Raw genomic sequence first — 21,691 nt, forward strand, 5'->3', positions numbered from 1 at the left:
CCGCCCGGCGCGAAAGCGGTGCGACAGCTGTATGGAAACTCGATAATCGCTGAGACTAGCCGCCTAGCTCCATGCCCAGGTAGGCCAATTCAACGTCACCGGCAAAGGTACTCTTCGCAGCACCCAGTGCTTCCTCACCGTCGGCGTATGGCGGAATGTGAGTCAGCACCAGCTTCTTGACCCCCGCGAGTGTCGCTGCCTTTCCGGCCTCATAGCCCGTCAGGTGCATGTCCGGCGGTGTGCCCTCTTCGTTGCTGCACCATGTGGCTTCACAGATGAAGATATCCGCATTCCGCGCCAGCTCCACCAGTTCATCGGTCCACGCAGTATCTCCGGTGTATGCAATGGTCAGACCATCTGCTTCAATGCGGTATCCAACAGCTGGCACCGGGTGGACCATGTTATACGGCGTGACGACGGCGCCTCCGTCCGCTTCGCCCCCACCGACTAACAGTGGTTCACCGGGGCTACTCACAACCTGGTCAAAAGTGTCTTCCAGGTTGGCATCTTCTTCACTTCCCAGTGCTTTGCACATGGTGCCTATCCGGTCGTGAATGTCTCCGGGGCCAACCAGGAGATTCCGGGAACTCGCCGGGGCTGTCGGGTGGAAGCGACGCCAGACGAGCAGCCCTGGAATGTCTGCAGTGTGGTCTGGGTGCACATGAGTTAGTAACAAATCACAAGCTGCAGGATCAGAGATCTTCTGCAATTCGGCGAGGACACCGGGACCCAAATCAATGACAAAGGTTCGACCGTTATCCAGCTCAATGAGGTAGCCAGATGCTGGCGCCGATGGGCCACCCATGCTGCCTGTACATCCCAGAACCTTCAATCGCATACTTCAAGCTTGCCATGTAATTGATCAAAAACGAGCAAAAAACCAATGGAGTGTCTGGATTTAATAAGAAAGGTCACATTTGGGAATGCATAGTGACCTGGCTAATACCGGGCCCGAGGAAGCGCTTTGCCAGTGATGCAAAAACTTGCGGATCTCCAGTGGATTCAAATGTGCGCACAGGGGTCGGATTACTCTCCGGGTCAGCGAGCATGTCGGTCTTTGTGAGGATGCGCAGAACGTCCTTCGACGTCTCCTCCGCCGAGGACACTAGGGCGACGTCCTCGCCCATGGCCAGCTGAATCACACCGGACAGCAGCGGATAGTGGGTGCAGCCCAGCACGAGGGTGTCCACACCATCGGCCTGCAATGGCGCGAGGTAGCCCTCTGCAAGTCCCAGAATCTGGCGACCAGAGGTAATTCCTCGCTCGACAAAGTCCACGAATCGCGGGCAGTCGACCGCGGAGACATCCACACCGGGCACTGCATCAAAGAGATCTTGGTAGGCACGGGAGCGAATCGTGGCGGCGGTACCGATCACACCGACTTTTCCGTTCCTGGTGGTCGAGACCGCACGGCGCACAGCGGGCAGAATGACCTCGACTACTGGGACTGGGTAGCGCTCGCGGGCATCACGCAAAAATGCGGCCGAAGCAGTGTTGCAGGCAATGACAATCATCTTGCAGCCGCGTGCAACCAGTTCATCGGCGATCGCTTCAGCGTGCTGACGAACCTCGGCGATGCGCAGCGGGCCGTAAGGGCCGTTGGCAGTATCGCCGATGTACATAATCGACTCGTGCGGAAGCTGATCCATGATGGCACGCGCCACTGTCAGCCCACCGACACCGGAGTCGAAGATGCCAATCGGCGCTGTTCGGTCGGGGAAGCCGCTATCCTGCGCCGTCAGCTGATTGACTGCCTGAGTTCCTGCTTCTGCTCCCACCGCTATCTGGACTCCTCATATCGTTGGTCAAACACCGAAGCTCCTATTCTAGGCCGTTTCCGCCAGGAGTTGATGCCGCATACCTCGGGCTCTTAGCGACGTGCACTCTTAGCCACGTGCGCGACCGCGCTTAAACATCACCGCAGCCCAGATGCCCGCAAGCCCACCGAAGAGGTGCATCTGCCAACTAACAGCCATCTGTGTTGGCAGCACTCCCCAGATAAGACCCGAGTACATCGATGCCAGAATCACGCCCAAAATAATCTGCATCACCCGACGGTTCACAAAACCGCGCACGACCAAAAACGCCAGCCAGCCGTAAATCAGGCCGGACGCACCGATGTGGACGGTATTTGCACCGCCGACCAACCATGTCAGACCGCCACCAACGACCGTAATCAAGAGTGTGACCTGCCAAAATAACCGCTTCGACGACATTGCAATCAAACCGGCGAACAACGCCCCGGGCAGAGAGTTCGCCACAATATGCCCGTAATCTGCGTGCAGCAGCGGTGCGGTCAAGATTCCCCACAGAGTCGAGGTGTCGCGTGGGCGCACACCGAAGTTGTTCAGTGCCCCACCAAAGATGAATTCGTTGACCAGAAAGACTGTCCAGATAAGTACCAGGTACCCAATAGCCGTACTGATGGCCGCCCCGAGCCCGCCGTCGCGATCCTGTGGAACAATCTGATTATTCCGCCGCGTCTGCACGGGACCGCCCATCGGGTACTGCGCATAGTTCTGGTAATTCTGCTGTTGTCCCGAGCTCCATTGCGGATTCATTGGCGAACTTCCCTCACTACTTGTCCAGCATCTCTGACAGCGCGGCTACTCCCGCGCGTCCCGTTGCACTCATCACGGCATCGACAATAGCCATCTGCACCGCATCGGCCGCCATCGCAGCCAACAGGGCCACCACATCCGAGCCCACGGGTTCAGCGTTTTCGCTATCCGCTGCCTCGGCCGAGCTGAGCGCAAACAGCGTGTCACCGTCCATCGGTGCATGAGCCGGCCGAATCGCTCGTGCCAGCCCATCATGACCGCACATCGCCAACCGCTTCAACTGCGCAGTTGTCACCGGCGCATTGGTTATCAACGTGCCAATCGTCGTGTTTCGCGTGCTTGCCGACGACTCCCCGTCGCCAGCCGCATCGGCGAGAATCTTGGTTCTACCGACGAAAACCTGGTCCAACTGGGCCAATGCCTCCTTGCTGGCACCGGCAGCCGCCGGCATTCCGTAAAGGCGTCCCTCCGGGTCAATGACTGCACCAAAGGAGTTGACCACCATTGCGGCAGCCACAAAGTACTTACCATCGGCGGAGGTCACACGGGCTTGTCCAAAACCACCCTTGATTGCCCCGGCCATAGCGCCAACACCGGCACCTACTGTTCCGGAGGGAGTGTCCTCCGGGACGTCGTCAAGCGCGTGCGACAACGCCTCGCGCCCGAGTTCAGCGGTGGGCAGCGTCGGCTCACCTAACAGCAGGTCGAAGATGACAGCACCGGGAACGATGGGCACGAGGATATCCGGACGAGTGGGAGTGACCTCAAAGCCAATGCCGCGGTCGCGCAGTTCGCGCATAACTCCGTCGGCAGCTGCGAGGCCGTATGCGGAGCCGCCAGCCAAAACGACAGCGTGGGCGCGTTCGACGGTATTCTCCGGTGCGAGCAGGTCGGTCTCGCGAGTGCCAGGACCGCCACCGCGGACATCGACAGCGCCGACAGCACCGCCTGGAGCGGCGATGACGGTGACTCCGGTGTCCCCCTCAGCAGCATGGCCGATGGAGATGCCGTCGATGGAGTCGAGACATCCTGCGCCAATGTCGATGCTCGTGCCCAGCGCAGCACTGCTGGCTTGGTGTCGAATGTCGGTGGGGCTGATTGCGAAAATCTCAGAATTCATTGTCGACTACGGCACCTTTCACCACAGTTCATGGCAGTTAGCCTCAGTTGATTACTGCATCTTTTCGGGGTTTTGCTCGGATTCGCTACTCGCCCATGAGCTGATCCAGCAGTGACTCTTGGTTGTAGGACAGCCACTGGTATATCGCGTCGGTCTGCTCAATCTGCTCGATGGAGCCATTGAGGTTCTCCATGGAAACGTGCAGGTAAATACGTAGGTCATTGATACCTGCAACCCAGGCATGGGCATCGCTTTCCGAAATGGATACCTGCCCCGACTCGGCGGGCTCCAGGGCGTCGATAATCGCACGCAGAGAATGGAGCTTGCTCTCTACAATCTCCGACTCATGCAGCTGGCGCATGAGGGCGTTTTCCCCCTCCACGCTCTCCTCACCCGGCTTGGTGAAGTCCGGCAACAGTCGCGCAAGCTTAGGATCGGCTGGGGCCTCGGAGTGTCCGACGGGCATTCCCGTCATTTCCGCGAGCTCATCCTTCGGCGCCGACCGGGCTCGCTCCATCAGCGAGTCCGCCACAGTAGCAGCCAGATTCAGCAGCAAATCCCGCTCCGTGCCTTCAAAAGCCGTGACGTACTTGACGCCACCGCCGAGAAGGGATCGCTTGCGCTTCCAAGGACGCATGTAAATTCTCTCCCGCTGTCGAATATCGGCTTAGTCAGCCTGCTCCATTGTTGCCCACAAGCCCGCCTTGTGGAGCTTCTTCACATCAGCCTCCACCTTGTCACGCTCACCGGAAGACACGATTGCCTTACCCTCCGTGTGAACCGTCATCATCAGCGCGTGCGCCTTCTTTCGGTCCATGCCGAAGAGCATCTGGAACACGTAGGTGACATAACTCATCGAATTAACCTGGTCATCCCACACAATGCACTGCCAGGGTCGGTTCGATTCCGTCACGACATCGGCATCCATAGTGGGCATCGGTGTTGCTGCTGGCATGCTCATAGGCACCAGGATAGTACGGAGTGGCGCGCGCTCGCCGGAACCGACTGCCCCGGCCAGCTTCAGCCGACTAGACTATTGACCGTGATTGATAAGCATTCCTCCACCGCCCTTCTCACCGATAAGTACGAGCTGACGATGCTGCAGGCATCGCTTGCCGACGGATCCGGCGAGCGCCAGGTTGCCTTCGAGGTGTTCGGCCGCCGCCTACCGAATGAGCGCCGCTATGGTGTTGTCGCAGGTACAGCGCGTGTGTTGGATGCTATCCGCAACTTCCGCTTCACCGAGGAACAGCTGGCTTCACTGGACTTCCTCGATGACCGGACGCTGGATTACCTGCGTAACTATTCCTTCAGTGGCCAAGTCGACGGCTACCGCGAAGGAGAGCTCTACTTCCCCGCCTCGCCAATTTTGACGGTGCGAGGCACTTTCGCCGAGTGTGTCATTTTGGAGACTGTTATTCTCTCCATTCTCAATGCGGACTCCGCCATTGCCTCGGCAGCGACCCGAATGGTCACGGCTGCCGGTGGGCGCCCGATTATTGAAATGGGTTCGCGTCGTACTCATGAAGAAGCAGCTGTGACCGCTGCCCGCGCCGCCTACCTGGCAGGTTTTAGCGCCACCTCCAACTTGGAGGCGGCGGCACGGTACAACATCCCAGCCTCCGGTACCGCTGCGCACGCGTGGACTCTGTTACACACCAACCCAGATGGCACGACAAACGAGCCTGCAGCCTTCAAAGCTCAGATTGACACGCTGGGGACCGACACCACTTTGTTGGTGGATACCTACGACATCACCGAGGGCGTCAATACGGCCATTGAGGTCGCGGGTCCGGAACTCGGCGGTGTACGTATTGACTCCGGTGACCTTGGAGTTCTCGCTCGCCAGGTGCGTCAGCAGCTGGACTCGCTGGGCGCACACAACACCAACATCGTAGTGTCCTCTGACCTCGACGAGTTCGCCATTGCGGCGCTGAGGGCCGAGCCGGTCGATGTCTACGGTGTGGGCACCTCTGTAGTCACAGGCTCCGGCGCACCGACTGCGGGACTGGTCTACAAGATGGTCGAAGTTGATGGGGTGCCCGTCGCCAAGCGCTCGTTGGACAAGCGAAGCCACGGTGGCGTGAAGGCGGCGATTCGTACCTGCCGCCGTTCCGGTACCGCCGTGGAGGAAATCGCTTTCCCGCTCGGCTCGGAAATCCCGGATGTGGGCAACCTGCACTACCGCGATCTAACCATTCCGATGATGCGCGATGGCGAGGTCGTCGATGGTCTACCGACCTTGGAGGAGTCCCGCGATCACTTGGTTAAGGCACTGGTCAGCCTCCCGTGGGAGGGGCTCGCACTTTCCCGTGACGAGCCGGTACTGTCCGTCCGTTTTCACGGCGTTTAGGCGGCGGGGGAACTGTGTCGGATACTCCCGAGCACGCAGATTTTGCTGAGCTATCGGATGACGTTCAGGACTTTGACGATGTTGACGATGCTGACGAGCTAGCTTCACCGAGAGCCAGCGTCCATGACTCGGACAGCATCGAAGCTCTTCTCGATGCAGCAGTGAAGGGACTCGGCGGAACAACTCGCCCGAATCAGGTCAAGATGTCCCGCGCGGTTGCCTCAGCCTTTGCACGCGAGCGGCACCTGGCGGTGCAAGCCGGTACCGGTACGGGTAAGTCACTGGCCTACCTGGTGCCCGCCATTGTGCAGGCAATGGAGTCCGACGAGTCCGTAATCGTTTCCACGGCGACCATTGCGCTGCAGCGTCAGCTGGTCGAACGCGACTTGCCGCGGCTAGTCAGTTCACTAGAACCGCACTTGTCCCGCACGCCGACCTTCGCAATCCTCAAAGGGCGTTCGAACTACCTGTGCAAGTCCAAGGTCGGAAATGTCATCAAAGATCCCGTCATGGACGGTGACGAATCCGAGCAGGCCAGTATGGGTGGCCCAACTGCTCTACTCAGCGAAGCGCAGCTCAGCCGAACCGCTGCCGAGGTCATGCGGCTACGCGAGTGGGCCAATGATACCGACACCGGCGACCGCGACAGCCTGGACAAGGGTGTCTCCAACGAAGCCTGGCGGCAGGTCTCCGTCACGGCCCGCGAATGCGTCGGCTCTATTTCCTGCCCTTTCGGCGAGGAGTGTTTCGCCGAACAAGCCCGCCGCGAGGCATCCAACGTCGACATCGTTGTCACCAATCACGCACTGTTGGCCATCGATGCGCTCTCCGACGCCATGATCTTGCCGCAGCACGACTGCGTCGTCATTGACGAGGCTCACGAGCTCGACGGTCGAATCACCTCCGTTGCCACCGACGAGCTCTCCCCTGCCGGTATCACCATGATGGCCCGGCGCGCCCGCAAATTCGGCGCCGCAGAGCAGGTCGATGATGTCACCGATGCCACGGATCTACTCGGCGAGACCGTCGCATTGCTTGCCGACGCCTACAGCGGCGCACTCGAAGAAATTCCCGGTGAGCTGGGAGCGGCACTAGCTTCGCTCCGCGATAGCCTGTGGCAACTGCAAACCACGCTGGGCACCTCTGGCTCAGGCGGCTCTGGCGGGTCGGGCTCCGGTGGTTCGGGTTCCGACTCTGACAGCACGGAGCGCCAGACCGTGCGCGCAGCCGTGGAGAATATGCACGATACTGTCGTCCGGATTCTCGAGTTCAGCAGCGACGATGTCGTATGGCTTGGCGAGAACAAGACAGTTTATGTCGCTCCCCTGTCCATCGCAGCGCTGCTTCGCGAACGCCTCTTCGGCGAATCCACCGTCGTCTTGACTTCAGCAACGCTGGCTCTTGGTGGCAAGTTCGATGCCATGGCCGCTGCCTGGGGGCTTCCCTCCGGAGAGTGGGATGGCTTGGACGTCGGCACGCCCTTTGACCCGCAAAAATCTGGCATCCTCTACGTCGCACGCGACCTGCCTCGTCCGGGACGCGACGGCGCCACACCAGAGCAGTTCGCGATCATGGAACGCCTCATCCGCGCCGCTGGTGGGCGAACGCTGGGGCTGTTTTCCTCCCGCCGAGGTGCCGAGGCAGCGGCCGAGGAAATGCGCAAGCGCCTGCCTTACGACGTCCTGTGCCAAGGCGATGACTCTATCGGCGCTCTGGTTGATCGCTTCGCAGCTAATCCACAGACATGTTTGTTTGGCACGCTGACGCTGTGGCAAGGCGTCGATGTTCCTGGCCCATCGCTATCGTGTGTCATCATCGATCGTATCCCGTTCCCCCGACCCGACGACCCGCTACTGTCCGCACGCTCCGATGCGGCTAATGCCGCTGGCCGAAACGGTTTTATGGAGGTCTCAGCGACACATGCGGCGCTGCTGATGGCGCAGGGTTCTGGTCGTCTGCTACGTCAAGTCGATGACCGCGGGGTTGTTGCGGTGTTGGATTCACGGTTGGCGACTGCGCGCTATGGATCCTGGATTGCCGCGTCGATGCCGGACTTCTGGAGGACGACCAACCTGGATACTGCGGCTGGAGCGTTGCGGCGGCTGACCCAAACCTGATTCAGAGGGGGGCTGTCCGGGCTCACGAAGTAATGCTGGATCAGGCATAGTTTCTGGAAAAACTTCCACGCTTTTTCATCCAATACATTATTGTGATGTGTAACACAGCACTGCTGCAGCGACCTAGCTAATGATGCAGGGCACTTGGCAGCCGTGCGCGAGATTAGAAAGGCGATTTCCTGCATGCCCCTTTCCAGCAACCTCCCCGACATCGACATCCCGGAGACCTCGCTCTTTGAGTTCCTCTTCGGAGAAATTGAGCCGCGCCACCAGGACAAGCTTGCAATCGTTGACTCAGGCTCCGAGGTCACCTTCGGTGATCTGAAGGCCAGCATTGAGAAGTTCGCGGGTGCGCTGGCAGCACGTGGGATTAAGAAGGGCGACGTTGTGGCTCTTCACTGCCCCAACTCGACAACCTTCGCAGTCGCTCTTCACGGTGTCCTGCGCGCGGGGGCTGTCTGCACGACGGTTGCATCGCTGGCAACTGCTGAGGACGTTGAAAAGCAGCTGCGTATTTCTGACGCCAAGATGATGCTAACGACTTCGTCGATTGGTTGGGCCGGTGCTAACGGCGCTGAGGCCGCTGGTCTCCCGGAAGAGATGATTATCGGCCTGACGGGTCTCCACGGCATGGGCGAGCTGCTTGCAGAGGGACACGCAGCCCCGGACGTCGAGGTATCACCCGATGACGTTGCCGTGATTCCGTTTTCCTCCGGAACCACCGGTGTGCCGAAGGGCGTCCAGCTCACCCACCGCAACCTGGTGGCCAACGTCGCTCAGGCAGGCGGAGCCACAGTCAACGCGCTGACTGAGGACACCCCGGCCGTCACTATCCTGCCGTTCTTCCACATCTACGGCCTGACTGCACTCCTGAACCTGTCCCTGTGGCGTCGCACGACTCAGTACACCATGGGCAAGTTCGACCTCCTGGACTTCCTCTCCATCATCGCTGAGCACAAGGTCAAGTTCGCATTCATCGCACCGCCTGTTGCTGTCGGCTTGGCTAAGCACCCGGCTGTCGATTCCTTCGATTTGTCCAGCCTGGAGACTGTTTTCTCCGGCGCAGCATCCCTGCAGCTCGATCTCGCGGAACAGGTGGAAAAGCGCCTCGACTGCGTCGTCGCTCAGGGCTACGGCATGACCGAGTCCTCTCCCGCCGCCCACATCCGTATCGGTCACGATAGCCCGCTGGATTCCATCGGCCGCGCGGTGCCGAATACCCAATACAAAATCGTGGACCTCGAGGCCGACGGCTTCGAGGAGATTCCAGTCCCCTCCCAGGGGCGCTCGAAGCCAGGCGAACTGTGGGTTTACGGTCCGCAGGTCATGAAGGGCTACCTCAACAACCCAGAAGCTACGGCAGAAACGCTTGTCGACGGTTGGTTGCGTACCGGCGACGTTGCGGAACTCGACGAACACGGCAATGCGTACATCGTCGACCGCTTTAAGGAACTGATTAAGTACAAGGGCTACCAGGTTCCGCCGGCTGAGCTCGAGTCCGTGCTGCTCAGCCACCCGGGTATTGCCGATGCCGCCTGCAGCGGTGTCATTCGCTCCGACGGCGAGGAGATTCCAAAGGCTTACGTCGTCCTCAAGGCAGGCAAGCAGGTGACTGAAGACGAAATTATGGACTACGTCGCCGACCGCGTCGCACCGTACAAAAAGGTGCGGGTCGTCGAATTCATGGAGGAAATCCCGAAGTCAGCAACGGGCAAGATTCTGCGGAAGGACCTCAAGGCCATGGAGGCAGCACGCGCTCAGCTTTAAGCTGCCGCCCCAGGAGTCACAGCGACAGTCACTGAGCCGGGTGCAATCTCAGTAAACCCGGCATCCTGAACCTCAACCGCGCGGAGCTCTGGCGCTGGCCACTGCTCCCGGGGTGTTTCCTTAACATCTAACGCATAGCCACTTTGCGCCCACGCCCACGCTTCCTCGACCGACAGGCTGGCCGCATAGAGCATTGAGCCGTGTCCAACTTGTGCGGCCACCTTTCCAACGGACATATTCAGGTTTTTGTCCACCCAAATCACTGGCGGAGCAAAGGTGTCAGCTCTCCCATGGTTGCCCGAGTCGTCGGGAGGTGTGGTCTCCGGGTCGTCGTAAGGCAAATCGGTGCCGGAAATTTGTAGTTTGGCAATCTCCGGGTAGGTATCGTCGACAGGAGTTGGCACTAGTGCGCGAGCTTGCGCGCCGTCGACGTCCACGGTGACACCCGGTGCAAGCTGAGCGCGTTGCCAGCCGATATTGCGAGCGCGACGTGTGAGCTTGCGGATGCGCGCACCGTACCAAGACACCAGACCTTGTTGATAGGCCGAAGTGTCATCGCCTGCACGCTCGTCGAGGCAACAAGCAACAACAGCCATCGCGGCGGCGCGGAGCAGCGCAGTGCGCGAGGGGCGTTCCTTCTTCGGAACCTCAAGCACAATAGCCATTGCCCACGGCACATCCTCGCCATGGTCTTCCCTATCGGGTTGTGGCAGGAGGCTATGGGCAGTGCGGAACCACTCCGGCACCGATGATGCGTCCGTGACAGCGAGATTCTTGTGATCCTCGCGTCGCACTACTGCTCCAACGGCACGCGGCGGAAGGTGCCATCTTCGCGGTCGGCATCGTCGATTTCATCGCGGGAAATGCCCAACATGAACAGAATCGAGTCCATGAATGGAACGTTGACCGACGTGTCAGCGATTTCCTTCAGCGCCGGCTTCGCGTTGAAAGCAATACCGAGGCCCGCGACTGACAACATATCGATGTCATTGGCGCCATCTCCGACAGCGACGGTCTGGTGCATCTGAAGCCCTGACTCCGCGGCGAACGCCTTAAGACTGCGGGCCTTTTCCTGCCTATCAACGACACCGCCGACCACGCGCCCGGTCAGCTTTCCGTCCTCAATCTCGAGGGTATTGGCCTTGTAAAAGTCCAGACCGAGATCCTTTGCCAGTGGCTCCAGAATCTGGATAAAGCCACCGGAGACAGCACCACACTTGTAACCGAGACGTTTCAGCGTGCGGATCGTAGTGCGGGCGCCAGGGGTCAGCTCGATGGAGTTGGTAACTTCCTCAAGGACGCTGACCGGCAGGCCTGCCAGAGCCTTAACTCGCTCGTGCAATGACTCAGCAAAGTCCAGTTCACCGCGCATAGCACGCTCTGTAACCGCTGCAACCTCCGCCTCGCGACCAGCGTGGGCGGCCAGCATCTCAATGACCTCACCGGTAATCAAAGTGGAGTCCACATCGAAGCAAATCAAGCGCTTGGATCGGCGCTGCAAACCTGCGCGTTCAATTGCGATGTCAATGTCCTGGTCCTGTGCAAGCTCGGCCAGCGCCTTACGCAGCGGAATGCCCGCACCCGGCTTCGGGTCCGGAATAGAGACAAGCAGCTCCAGGCCAGTAACTGGGTAGTCGGCAATACCGCGAATGGAATCGATGTTTGCACCGTAATCTGCGAGAGTACGGCCGATACGGGAAATATCCTCAGCATTGACCGGATTACCCAATACGACAAGTGCGTGGGTAGATCCATCGCTGCGCTCAATCGGGGCATCAAGCTGGAAACTGACTGTCATGCCGTGAGGCTTCAGTGTTTCAATGAGCCCCTCACGCAGAACGCCGACCTTCTCTTCTGTGACGCCAACAAGCGCACCGAGACTCAAATTAGAGCGGAACACCGACTGCTCCACATCAAGAATCTGAACTCCGTGGGCCGCGAGCACACGGAAGAAGGATGCCGAGACACCCGGGCGGTCTCGGCCAACAGCGGTAATAAGCACCGGAGCTAGTCCCGGTGCTAACGAAACCGACAAGGCATCGGTATCTGCGGACTGACTGGGAGAGGTAATTACCTGTTCATTCACCAATCCAGTATCGCATGAAGCCCCGGCAGAGTGCTCATCGCATTGCGGGATTCCGCACTTCGGAGGGTGGCCAGTCGCAGCCATTAGCTGTCGCCCCCCTGCTCTCCGCTGCTCTCCCCTTCAGCTCCCTTGGTGCGCTCCCTGCGCCCCCCCTTACTGCGCCTTCCCTAGGAAAGACTTTCAAAGACAAGACTACGGCCCCATCACGGTTCTCCGTGATGGGGCCGTAGCTTCGCGTAGTTATTAACTCAGAGTTGCATCAGCCATGTAGCCACTAGCTCTTAGAGCTGGCGACCAACGTGGGCCTCTGCGCGCTGACGCTCAACCATGTGCGGGTAGTGCAGCTCGAACGCCGGGCGCTCCGAGCGGATGCGCGGCATCGAGGTGAAGTTGTGGCGCGGCGGCGGGCAAGAGGTAGCCCACTCGAGAGAGTTACCGTAACCCCACGGGTCATCAACAGTGACGACCTCACCGTAGCGCCAGGACTTGAAGACGTTCCAGACAAACGGGATAACAGACAGACCCAGGATGAACGCACCAACGGTGGAGATCATGTTCAGGGTGGTGAAACCATCAGTCTCGAGGTAGTCGGCGTAACGACGCGGCATGCCCTCGTTACCCAGCCAGTGCTGGACCAGGAAGGTCAGGTTAAAGCCGATGAAAGTCAGCCAGAAGTGAACCTTTGCCAGCTTCTCGTCGAGCATACGACCAGTCATCTTCGGGAACCAGAAGTAAACGCCCGAGTAGGAAGCGAAGACCAAGGTACCGAACAGGGTGTAGTGGAAGTGTGCCACGACGAAGTAGGTGTCGGAGACGTGGAAGTCCAGCGGCGGGGAAGCCAGCATAATACCGGTCAGACCACCGAACAGGAAGGTCACGATGAAGCCGAGAGCGAAGGTCATCGGGGACTCGAAGGTCATGTGGCCGCGCCACATGGTACCCATCCAGTTGATGAACTTAACACCGGTCGGGACCGAAATCAGGAAGGTCATGAACGAGAAGAACGGAAGCAGAACGCCACCGGTCACGAACATGTGGTGCGCCCACACAGCCATGGACAGACCTGCAATAGACAGGGTTGCGAAGACCATACCTGCGTAGCCGAACAGCGGCTTACGGGAGAAGACCGGAACAACCTCAGTAATGATGCCCACGAACGGCAACAGCAGAACGTAGACCTCTGGGTGGCCGAAGAACCAGAACAGGTGCTGCCACAGCATGGCGCCACCGTTTGCCGGGTCGTAAATGTGACCGCCCAGCTTACGGTCGTACAGAACACCCAGAGCAGCTGCAGTCAGAATCGGGAAAATCAGCAGAGCCAGAATCGAGGTAACCAGGATGTTCCAGGTGAAGATTGGCATACGGAACATGGTCATGCCCGGTGCGCGGAGGCACAGGACAGTGGTGGTCATGTTAATAGCGGAAGCGATGGTACCGACACCACCGATACCGACACCGACAATCCACAGGTCAGAACCGACACCCGGGGAGTGAATCGGGTCAGACAGCGGAGAGTACATGGTCCAACCGAAGTCAGCAGCACCACCCGGAGTCAGGAAGCCCGACAGCATCAGAATGCCACCAACAGTGGTCAGCCAGAAGCCGAAAGCGTTCAGACGCGGGAAAGCCACGTCCGGAGCACCAATCTGAAGCGGCAGAATGTAGTTAGCAAAACCCCAAACAATCGGGGTACCGAACAGAAGCAGCATCACCGTGCCGTGCATGGTGAACATCTGGTTGAACTGCTCGTTAGAAAGGAACTGAAGTCCTGGGGCGAAGAGCTCAGCACGGATAAGCAGAGCCATCAGACCGCCGACAAAGAAGAACGAGAAGGACATAATGATGTACATAATGCCCAGCTTCTTGTGGTCGGTCGTGGTCAGCATTTCCCACGCCCAGCTGCCCTTACGCTCATGTCCGAACGGCTGCGGCCGTTCCGGCGCTACAACGCCATGATCTGGACGAGGCGCTACTGCAGTCATTCTTCCTCCTTACTACGCGAAGATTTCCTGTAACTCACTACAGGGATTTGAAGTTTTGTCCTTGTGAGAATAGTGCAGGTGAGTACGCGACGGCGAACCCACCTACCGCTATGTGCCAGATTCTAGTCTGAACCTTGGAAAAAGTTAAGGCTAAGGGTTTTTCCGGCTCACTTCCCCACTCAGCTAAGCACACTATTAGTTTCCTGAGAATTGTCTTAACCTGGGCTAACGCCTTTTTAGCAGGAACCGTCGAGACTAGGACTACTACCCCCGTGTGTGCTGTCACCAGGGTAGGGGTCGGTGCGGAATGCTCCCTACACCTGTGCTTTTAGAAGTCCCAGTCCTCATCCTCGGTTACTTCAGCCTTACCCATGACATAGGAAGAGCCGGAACCTGAGAAGAAGTCGTGGTTTTCGTCAGCATTCGGCGACAGAGCCGACAGGATTGACGGCGAAACTCGAGTCTCGTCGGCCGGGAACATACCCTCATAGCCCAAGTTGTTCAGAGCCTTGTTGCCGTTGTAACGCAGGAAACGCTTGACATCCTCGGTCCAACCGAGTTCGTCGTACATCTCTTCGGTGTACTGAATCTCGTTGTCGTAGAGATCAAACATGAGATCGAAGGTGTAATCCTTCAGCTCGTCACGTTCAGCCTGGGTCAGACGCTCCAGGTTGCGCTGGTACTTGTAACCGATGTAGTAACCGTGAACTGCCTCATCACGAATAATCAGGCGAATAATGTCCGCGGTGTTGGTCAGCTTGGCGTGGCTGGACCAGTACATCGGCAGGTAGAAGCCCGAGTAGAACAGGAAGGACTCCAGCAAAGTGGAAGCGACCTTCTTCTTCTGCGGGTTATCGCCCTCGTAGTAGTCGAGGATGATCTTGGCCTTCTTCTGCAGGTACTCATTTTCCTCGCCCCAACGGAACGCATCCTGGATTTCAGGAGTCGACGCCAGCGTCTGGAAAATCGACGAGTAGCTCTTTGCGTGCACCGATTCCATAAAGGCGATATTGGTGTACACAGCTTCCTCGTGCGGAGTCAGCGCATCGGGGATCAGCGATACTGCGCCAACTGTGCCCTGGATGGTGTCCAACATGGTCAGACCAGTGAACACGCGCATCGTGGTGCGCTGCTCCAGCGCGTTGAGCGTATTCCAGCTCTTGATGTCATTCGACAGCGGCACCTTTTCCGGCAACCAGAAGTTACCGGTCAGACGATCCCAAACCTCGAGATCCTTGTCATCAGGAATCGTGTTCCAGTCAATAGCCGCAACTGGGCATGCACGCGACTCTGGATTCTTCTCACGGTGGGCCGGAGTCGAGGGTGGGCAATCATCGAAACTCACGTGGAAACCTCTCCCTTTTTCATTGAAATTGCCGTTTTTCGAACGCACCTTATATATAAGGAACGTCCTTCACTCTTAGTGAGTTCAAAACAGCGGCTGCAGCGGTGGCTATTCCAGCCTTGTCCCACTACGAAACGTCAGGCCCCCGATGAAAGGAGCCACTACCCTTAGCAGCTTACCCACACCCGCATTATTAAGCACGCGGCTCTTGCTCATCTCTCCAATGAACGCCTTTTATTTGTACCCTCTCCCCTCATGCGCCCACGTCACACAAAGAAAAAGGTGCTTGACGACGCAATGTCCGTCGTCAAGCACCAAGCGCAAGATGTTGCGCGAACCTAGGCTTGGACCCTCTCGCGGTTCTCTGCGGTGTCGTTGATGATGCGGTCGGAGATGACGTACACCAGCAAACCTACGACAGCCATGAGCGCCAGCAACCAAGCGATGGTAGCGGAGACCCCTTCTGCTTCAGACTGCGCGATGGAAAGGGCGCTGAAGAAGGCCGGTCGAGAATCAACAAGCATAGCCGTTAACGCAATGCCAACCGGGACGGCGATGTTGATAGTCAGATTGTAGAAACCGATTGCAACACCGGACTTGGCCGCAGGAATGTTCTGCAGTGCGGTCGCGACCAACGGCGCATACATGAGCGCGAACCCTGATGGGAACAGAATCATAGACACGATAACCGTGGAAACACCGGCTCCCGGCAGCACCGCAGGAATGAGTAGTGCGACGATAATAATGCTGATGGCAGTGACAATAGCCTGCCTCGAAGTCAGGAACTTGGCAACCTTGCCGGACATTACACCAACGATGACCGCGCAGAGATAGCCCGGCGCGAGAATATAGGCAGCACCGTCGAGGTTGATGCCATAGAGTTCGTCGACCATATACGGCAACAGAATGGCCGAATACCCCAACTGGACCATGTAAACCACGAGCACAACAATCAGCGCGCAAACGTAGCGGGCATTGGTAAAGAACGACGGGCTGACCACGGCGTTGTCATGTGTCCGGATGTGCGAGACAAAGAGCGCGACGCCCAGCGCAGCGGCCACCAGCCACCACCATTGGAACTGCTGCATGAACAGCATCACCGCAGTGGCGATGACCGCGATGAGGAACAAGCCAAAGATATCCAGGTAACTCTTCTGCTGTTGCTCCTCCGGAACTGTCTTGATCAGGAACGGAATGGCAACTATCAGAATGAGCGAAATCAGGAACATAGCCGGCCAGGAAATGTAGGTAGCCACGATTCCCGAGGTCAACGTTCCAATCAGCAGTGCAGCTTGGAAAGCCGCGGTGGAAAAGCCGAGGTAGGTTTTCTGATCTTCTGGGCTTAGGTACTTGGTGACATAGATGACGTAGAGTGTCTCAGCCGCCGCCAGACCGGCAGTTTGAATAATGCGGGCAGTAAGCACCACTGGCCATACGCCCTGGAAGAAATAACCCAGTAGAGAGCCCACTGCGACAAAGCCGATACCGACAATCATCAATTTGCGGATACTGATGCTGTCCGCCAATGCGGCGTACACCACCGCGCCAATGCCAATCAAAATACCGGCGAGTGTCGCCTGCAGACTGGCCGTGGAGACACTGAGATCCAGAGATTCCGCAATCGGCTTGGTCATGAACTTAAAGCCATTGTCCAAGACCAAACAGAATACAAAGGAAAACAGCAAGACCGGGACTGCGGCCTTAGGGTTTGGCGCGGCAGCGTTGGACGCTGCGCTTTGAGAGGGGTTCACATTTACGCTGGTATTGCTGGCGGGATTACTCATCGCACTGTACCTATTTCACACTTCAAGCCGATTGATTGCAGACCAGGGCTCTAGAGCCGAGCCAGCGGCAATGCCAGCTCCATCATCGTCGTGAAGGCCTTCTCACGTTCTTCCGGAGTGGTCTTTCCACCGGTGACGATGTTGTCCGACACAGTGAAGATTCCCATGGCCTCCACCCCAGCCTCGGCGGCGGTGGCATAAAGGCCAGCAGATTCCATCTCCACCGCCAGCACCCCCATGCGGGCCCAACGGTCGTTCACATCATCCTGGAAGTTGTAGAAAATATCGCTGGACAAGATGTTGCCGACGTGTGTTGTGATGTCCTGCTCGCGGGCACGATCGCGAACATCTTCAATCAGGCGGAAAGACGCGGACGGGGCGAATGTTCCCGGCAAGTTGTACTGCGAAAGAAAATTGGAGTCAGTCGACGCCGTCTGACCGATAACCACGTCATACAGGTCCAGCTCCGGCTGCAACGCGCCGCACGAACCGACGCGAATCAGCTTCTTGCAGCCGAAAACATGGATAAGTTCCCAGGAGTACAGCGAGATAGACGGAATACCCATACCGGACCCCATGACAGACACTTCCTGCCCCTGGTAGGTGCCGGTAAAGCCCAGCATGTTGCGAACTTCGTTGAACTGAACGACATCGTCCAAATAGGTCTCCGCAATGAACTTCGCACGCAGCGGGTCACCTGGCAACAAAATAGTTTCTGCAATCGGCGCACCCTTTGGGTTGATGTGTGGAGTGCTCTTACCAGTGGTATCGGACATGGCTTCCAGCCCCTTCTCCCACTAGCCGTGGGTGAAAATTATGCGAACATTGGTGTACCACTGCCCAGGTTAATTACCTGCATTACAACCGTCAATAGTAATATTTACATTTGTTCCCAATTGGGTGGAGTGACGAAAAAGGCGCGAGAACCTCCCGACAAAACTCGGGGAAATTCTCGCGCCTTCAATGTGCTACAGCTAAAGCATTAGATGCCTAGCCTTCAAACACGCTTGCTTAAAGCATGCAGGATACGCAGCCCTCGACCTCAGTACCCTCCAGCGCAACCTGACGCAGGCGGATGTAATACAGAGTCTTAATACCCTTGCGCCATGCGTAAATCTGCGCACGGTTGAGATCACGAGTGCTCACCGAGTCCTTGAAGAACAAGGTCAGCGACAGTCCCTGGTCAACATACTTGGTAGCGACCGCGTAAGTGTCAATAATCTTCTCGTAGCCGATCTCGTAGGCATCCTGGAAATATTCGCGGTTGTCATTGTCCAAGTGCGGAGCCGGGTAGTAAACGCGGCCAATCTTGCCCTCCTTGCGGATCTCAATCTGAGACGCAATCGGGTGAATCGACGAAGTCGAGTTGTTGATGTAGGAAATCGAACCGGTCGGCGGCACTGCCTGCAGGTTGCGGTTGAACAGGCCGTACTCCATGACGTCGGCCTTCAGCTGCGCCCAGTCCTCAGCGTCCGGAATGTGCGCGGTGGAGTTCGCGAAGATCTCCTTGACGTGCTGAGTCTTCGGCTGGAATTCTGCCGGATCGAAGTTGTCGAAGTACTTGCCGCTGGCGTAGTCGGAGTTCTCAAAGTTGACGAACTTCTGACCGCGCTCGCGAGCAATCTTGTTGGATGCGCGCAGGACAGCGTAGAGCACTGCTGCGAAGTAGGCGTTGGTGAAGTCCAGGCCCTCTTCCGAGCCGTACATAATCTTCTCGCGGCCAAGGTAGCCGTGCAGGTTCATCTGCCCCAGGCCGATCGCGTGAGATCCGTCGTTGCCCTTGCGAATCGATGGCACCGAGTCAATAGAAGTCTGCTCACTGACCGCAGTCAGGCCACGGATGGCTGTCTCGACAGTGCGACCGAAGTCCGGCGAGTCCATGGTCATCGCAATGTTCAGCGAGCCAAGGTTACAGGAAATGTCCTCACCCACGTGCTCGTAGGACAGGTCCGCATTGTAGGTCGACGGGGTGTTGACCTGCAGAATCTCCGAGCAGAGGTTCGACATGTTAATGCGGCCCTCAATCGGGTTCGCGCGGTTAACCGTGTCCTCGAACATGATGTACGGGTAGCCGGACTCAAACTGAATCTCAGCGATGGTCTGGAAGAACTGACGCGCGTTGATCTTCTGCTTACGAATACGCGGGTCCTCGACCATATCCGCGTAGTTCTCAGTGATATTAATGTCCGCGAACGGCTTACCGTAGACACGCTCGACATCGTACGGGCTGAAGAGGTACATGTCGTCGTTACGCTTGGCCAGCTCAAACGTGATGTCCGGAATGACAACGCCAAGCGACAGCGACTTGATGCGAATCTTCTCGTCCGCGTTCTCACGCTTGGTATCCAAGAAGCGCATGATGTCCGGGTGGTGCGCGTGCAGGTAGACAGCGCCAGCACCCTGACGAGCACCCAGCTGGTTAGCGTAGGAGAAGGAGTCCTCCAGCAGCTTCATAACCGGGATGACACCGGAAGACTGATTCTCGATGTGCTTAATCGGAGCACCCTGTTCACGCAGGTTGCTCAGCAGCAGCGCCACACCACCGCCGCGCTTGGACAGCTGCAGCGAGGAGTTAATGGCGCGACCAATGGACTCCATGTTGTCCTCGATACGCAGCAGGAAGCAGCTCACCGGCTCGCCGCGCTGGGCCTTACCGGAGTTGAGGAATGTAGGAGTAGCAGGCTGGAAACGTCCGGTGATGATCTCATCAACCAGGTGCTGCGCGAGTCCCAAGTCGCCGTCGGCAAGCGTGAGAGCAACCATGCAGACACGGTCTTCGTAGCGCTCCAAGTAACGCTTGCCGTCGAAGGTCTTCAGTGTGTACGAGGTGTAGTACTTGTAAGCACCCAGGAAAGTCTGAAAACGGAACTTGTGGGCGTAGGCCTGCTTAAACAGTGCCTTGACGTCCTCAAATTCGTACTTCTCCAGAACTTCGGCCTCGTAGTAATGGTTCTCTACCAGATAATCGAGCTTCTCCCGCAAGTTGTGGAAGAACACAGTGTTCTGATTGACATGCTGCAAGAAGAACTGCCGCGCAGCCATGCGGTCTTTATCGAACTGAATCTTGCCGTCTTCACCGTACAGATTCAGCAGCGCATTGAGCGCGTGGTAATCCAGCTTGTCCTCACCCACCGGCTCCGCGACCTGCTTGCCCATTTCCGACACGTTGACTCCTTTAATATTCATTTGCCTGCACAGGGTCTATTCCAACACTGCCCAGAGCAATCCAATCTAGCTATTTTCCTCGCACACCGCTTTACGACGGCTTCCGCGAGCGTATCCATTCGGTTGTCCTCAGTGCCCCTTCCCTCGACACTGAGGCTTGCCAACTTAGGCGCTGGCTCTACCGTGGAAGAATTCCTCTAGCCCTTCTCGGACTCGCTGCACATCGTGGTCGGTTCCCATCAGCTCGAAGCGATATAGATATGGAACCTTGCACTTGTAGGAGATGACATCCCCTGCTTTACAGAAGTCCTCACCGAAGTTGAGATTGCCGGCAGCAATCACACCTCGAATGAAAGAGCGGTTGTGCTCATTATTAAGAAATTTGATGACCTGCGGAGGAACTGGCCTTGAGTTACCACCGCTGATGGAAACGCCACCACCATAAGTCGGACAAATGAGGACATAGGGCTCATCGACGATAAGCTCCGGCTCATTACGACGGATAGGAATGCGGGCATTTTTGATACCTAGCTTTTCAACAAACTTGTGTGTATTCCCCGTCGCCGAGGAGAAATACACCACCAGCATGAGAGCTTCACCCTTTACATCGCAAAACCCCCGCAATCTCCGTTTCCTGTGCGGTTAACGAAATCTGCGGGGAGGTGTGTGATTCTTACGCTGCCTGGAGAGCCTTGATGCGATCCGGACGGAAACCCGACCAGGTCTCAGTGCCAGTGTCAACGACCGGCGCCTGGAGGTGACCGAGAGCCATGACGTAGTCCCGAGCCTCATCGTCCATGGTGATGTCGACGATATCGTAGGCAATTCCAGCCTTATCGAGGGCACGAGTGGTAGCGCGGCACTGGACACATGCAGGCTTGCTGTAAACGGTAACCATGACTCTCACAAACTTTCTGGCTTTGACTAAGACCAATAAATCGAATCGACTTCGTACAAACAACGGAAGCGGCCTAGGAATCAGCGGATTGGTTGAATGACCGAAAGCTCCCAGGGTTCATGAGAAACCGAGTACGGGTGGCAGACAGGTCCTTTTAGCTCTCCTTGGCTCGACATCGAAAACACTACACTTGGTGCCTAGAAAACTCTAGTCATACTATATGTAGTACTCACAACCATGGTATTCCCTGTTCGGAGATCTCTGGCGCACAAGATGTTGTACACAGACGCACCACAACCTTGTAATTTCACGCTAAAAATTCTAGAAAATCGTAGAAAAACAACTATCGGTGGATTTTGGTTAAACCAATTACTGCATGATGCCCCGCAGCCGACCGCACCGATTCCAGGCGCCGCAGTGTCCCCGCCCTGCCTTTGTCCCTCCCCTACCCAACTTCGGATTCCGCAGCGATCTCAAAAATCGCGGGCTGCACATGTGAAACTGTGCGAGTTT

18 protein-coding genes are annotated in these 21,691 nt (G+C 57.5%); 3 read left to right on the forward strand and 15 right to left on the reverse strand.

Going from position 1 to position 21,691, the window contains the following annotated elements:
- Window positions 1-55: 55 nt before the first annotated feature.
- From HMPREF3042_RS10445 to clpS, 6 genes are all read right to left on the reverse strand, one after another.
- On the reverse strand, window positions 56-838 hold the full coding sequence (locus HMPREF3042_RS10445) for an MBL fold metallo-hydrolase (RefSeq protein ID WP_049182001.1): 783 nt from the start codon (window positions 836-838) through the stop codon (window positions 56-58).
- Window positions 839-911: 73 nt separating this feature from the next.
- A complete protein-coding gene (gene murI / locus HMPREF3042_RS10450) occupies window positions 912-1,778 on the reverse strand; it encodes a glutamate racemase (RefSeq protein ID WP_370547405.1) in 867 nt (288 codons plus the stop codon).
- A 108-nt stretch (window positions 1,779-1,886) separates the two neighbouring features.
- The gene (locus tag HMPREF3042_RS10455; RefSeq protein WP_070857110.1) at window positions 1,887-2,561 is read right to left on the reverse strand and encodes a rhomboid family intramembrane serine protease; all 675 of its coding nucleotides are present in this window, start codon (window positions 2,559-2,561) and stop codon (window positions 1,887-1,889) included.
- A 16-nt stretch (window positions 2,562-2,577) separates the two neighbouring features.
- On the reverse strand, window positions 2,578-3,681 hold the full coding sequence (locus HMPREF3042_RS10460; RefSeq protein WP_070857111.1) for a P1 family peptidase: 1,104 nt from the start codon (window positions 3,679-3,681) through the stop codon (window positions 2,578-2,580).
- A gap of 85 nt (window positions 3,682-3,766) precedes the next feature.
- Window positions 3,767-4,318, reverse strand: a complete 552-nt coding sequence (locus HMPREF3042_RS10465) for a DUF2017 domain-containing protein (RefSeq protein WP_070857112.1) — start codon at window positions 4,316-4,318, stop codon at window positions 3,767-3,769.
- Between the two features lie 30 nt (window positions 4,319-4,348).
- Window positions 4,349-4,642, reverse strand: coding sequence for an ATP-dependent Clp protease adapter ClpS (clpS, locus tag HMPREF3042_RS10470; protein WP_005511165.1), 294 nt, complete (start codon window positions 4,640-4,642; stop codon window positions 4,349-4,351).
- Window positions 4,643-4,723: 81 nt separating this feature from the next.
- Here clpS and HMPREF3042_RS10475 point away from each other — a divergent pair, with 81 nt between their 5' ends.
- The 3 genes from HMPREF3042_RS10475 to HMPREF3042_RS10485 all read left to right on the forward strand — a co-directional run bounded on the left by HMPREF3042_RS10475 (window position 4,724) and on the right by HMPREF3042_RS10485 (window position 9,918).
- Window positions 4,724-6,034, forward strand: coding sequence for a nicotinate phosphoribosyltransferase (locus HMPREF3042_RS10475; RefSeq protein WP_070857120.1), 1,311 nt, complete (start codon window positions 4,724-4,726; stop codon window positions 6,032-6,034).
- A gap of 137 nt (window positions 6,035-6,171) precedes the next feature.
- On the forward strand, window positions 6,172-8,151 hold the full coding sequence (locus tag HMPREF3042_RS10480) for an ATP-dependent DNA helicase (protein WP_210387007.1): 1,980 nt from the start codon (window positions 6,172-6,174) through the stop codon (window positions 8,149-8,151).
- Between the two features lie 183 nt (window positions 8,152-8,334).
- Entirely contained in the window at window positions 8,335-9,918 is a 1,584-nt protein-coding gene (locus HMPREF3042_RS10485) for an AMP-binding protein (protein WP_070601158.1), read from the forward strand.
- Here the strand turns inward: HMPREF3042_RS10485 and HMPREF3042_RS10490 are convergent.
- From HMPREF3042_RS10490 to nrdH, 9 genes are all read right to left on the reverse strand, one after another.
- Window positions 9,915-10,712 carry an aminoacyl-tRNA hydrolase gene (locus HMPREF3042_RS10490; protein WP_070601159.1) on the reverse strand — a complete coding sequence of 266 codons (798 nt, stop codon included), beginning with the start codon at window positions 10,710-10,712 and terminating at the stop codon, window positions 9,915-9,917. The genes HMPREF3042_RS10485 and HMPREF3042_RS10490 overlap by 4 nt on opposite strands.
- Entirely contained in the window at window positions 10,712-12,004 is a 1,293-nt protein-coding gene (serB, locus tag HMPREF3042_RS10495) for a phosphoserine phosphatase SerB (RefSeq protein ID WP_070601161.1), read from the reverse strand. Before serB ends, HMPREF3042_RS10490 begins: the two co-directional genes overlap by 1 nt.
- 281 nt (window positions 12,005-12,285) lie before the next feature.
- Window positions 12,286-13,986, reverse strand: a complete 1,701-nt coding sequence (gene ctaD, locus HMPREF3042_RS10500; RefSeq protein WP_048732989.1) for an aa3-type cytochrome oxidase subunit I — start codon at window positions 13,984-13,986, stop codon at window positions 12,286-12,288.
- Window positions 13,987-14,314: 328 nt separating this feature from the next.
- The gene (gene nrdF / locus HMPREF3042_RS10505; RefSeq protein WP_016422253.1) at window positions 14,315-15,331 is read right to left on the reverse strand and encodes a class 1b ribonucleoside-diphosphate reductase subunit beta; all 1,017 of its coding nucleotides are present in this window, start codon (window positions 15,329-15,331) and stop codon (window positions 14,315-14,317) included.
- A gap of 338 nt (window positions 15,332-15,669) precedes the next feature.
- The gene (locus HMPREF3042_RS10510; RefSeq protein ID WP_083327474.1) at window positions 15,670-17,115 is read right to left on the reverse strand and encodes an MFS transporter; all 1,446 of its coding nucleotides are present in this window, start codon (window positions 17,113-17,115) and stop codon (window positions 15,670-15,672) included.
- 50 nt (window positions 17,116-17,165) lie between these two features.
- The gene (gene deoD, locus HMPREF3042_RS10515; protein ID WP_070857114.1) at window positions 17,166-17,891 is read right to left on the reverse strand and encodes a purine-nucleoside phosphorylase; all 726 of its coding nucleotides are present in this window, start codon (window positions 17,889-17,891) and stop codon (window positions 17,166-17,168) included.
- Window positions 17,892-18,126: 235 nt separating this feature from the next.
- The gene (nrdE, locus tag HMPREF3042_RS10520; RefSeq protein ID WP_187405495.1) at window positions 18,127-20,271 is read right to left on the reverse strand and encodes a class 1b ribonucleoside-diphosphate reductase subunit alpha; all 2,145 of its coding nucleotides are present in this window, start codon (window positions 20,269-20,271) and stop codon (window positions 18,127-18,129) included.
- A gap of 174 nt (window positions 20,272-20,445) precedes the next feature.
- Window positions 20,446-20,868: a class Ib ribonucleoside-diphosphate reductase assembly flavoprotein NrdI gene (gene nrdI, locus HMPREF3042_RS10525; protein ID WP_070767629.1), complete on the reverse strand. Its 423-nt coding sequence runs from the start codon at window positions 20,866-20,868 to the stop codon at window positions 20,446-20,448.
- An 85-nt stretch (window positions 20,869-20,953) separates the two neighbouring features.
- Window positions 20,954-21,178, reverse strand: a complete 225-nt coding sequence (nrdH, locus tag HMPREF3042_RS10530; RefSeq protein WP_005511161.1) for a glutaredoxin-like protein NrdH — start codon at window positions 21,176-21,178, stop codon at window positions 20,954-20,956.
- Window positions 21,179-21,691: the final 513 nt, after the last annotated feature.

It is taken from the genome of Corynebacterium sp. HMSC074C05, from assembly GCF_001838325.1.
GTDB classification, from domain to species: domain Bacteria; phylum Actinomycetota; class Actinomycetes; order Mycobacteriales; family Mycobacteriaceae; genus Corynebacterium; species Corynebacterium amycolatum.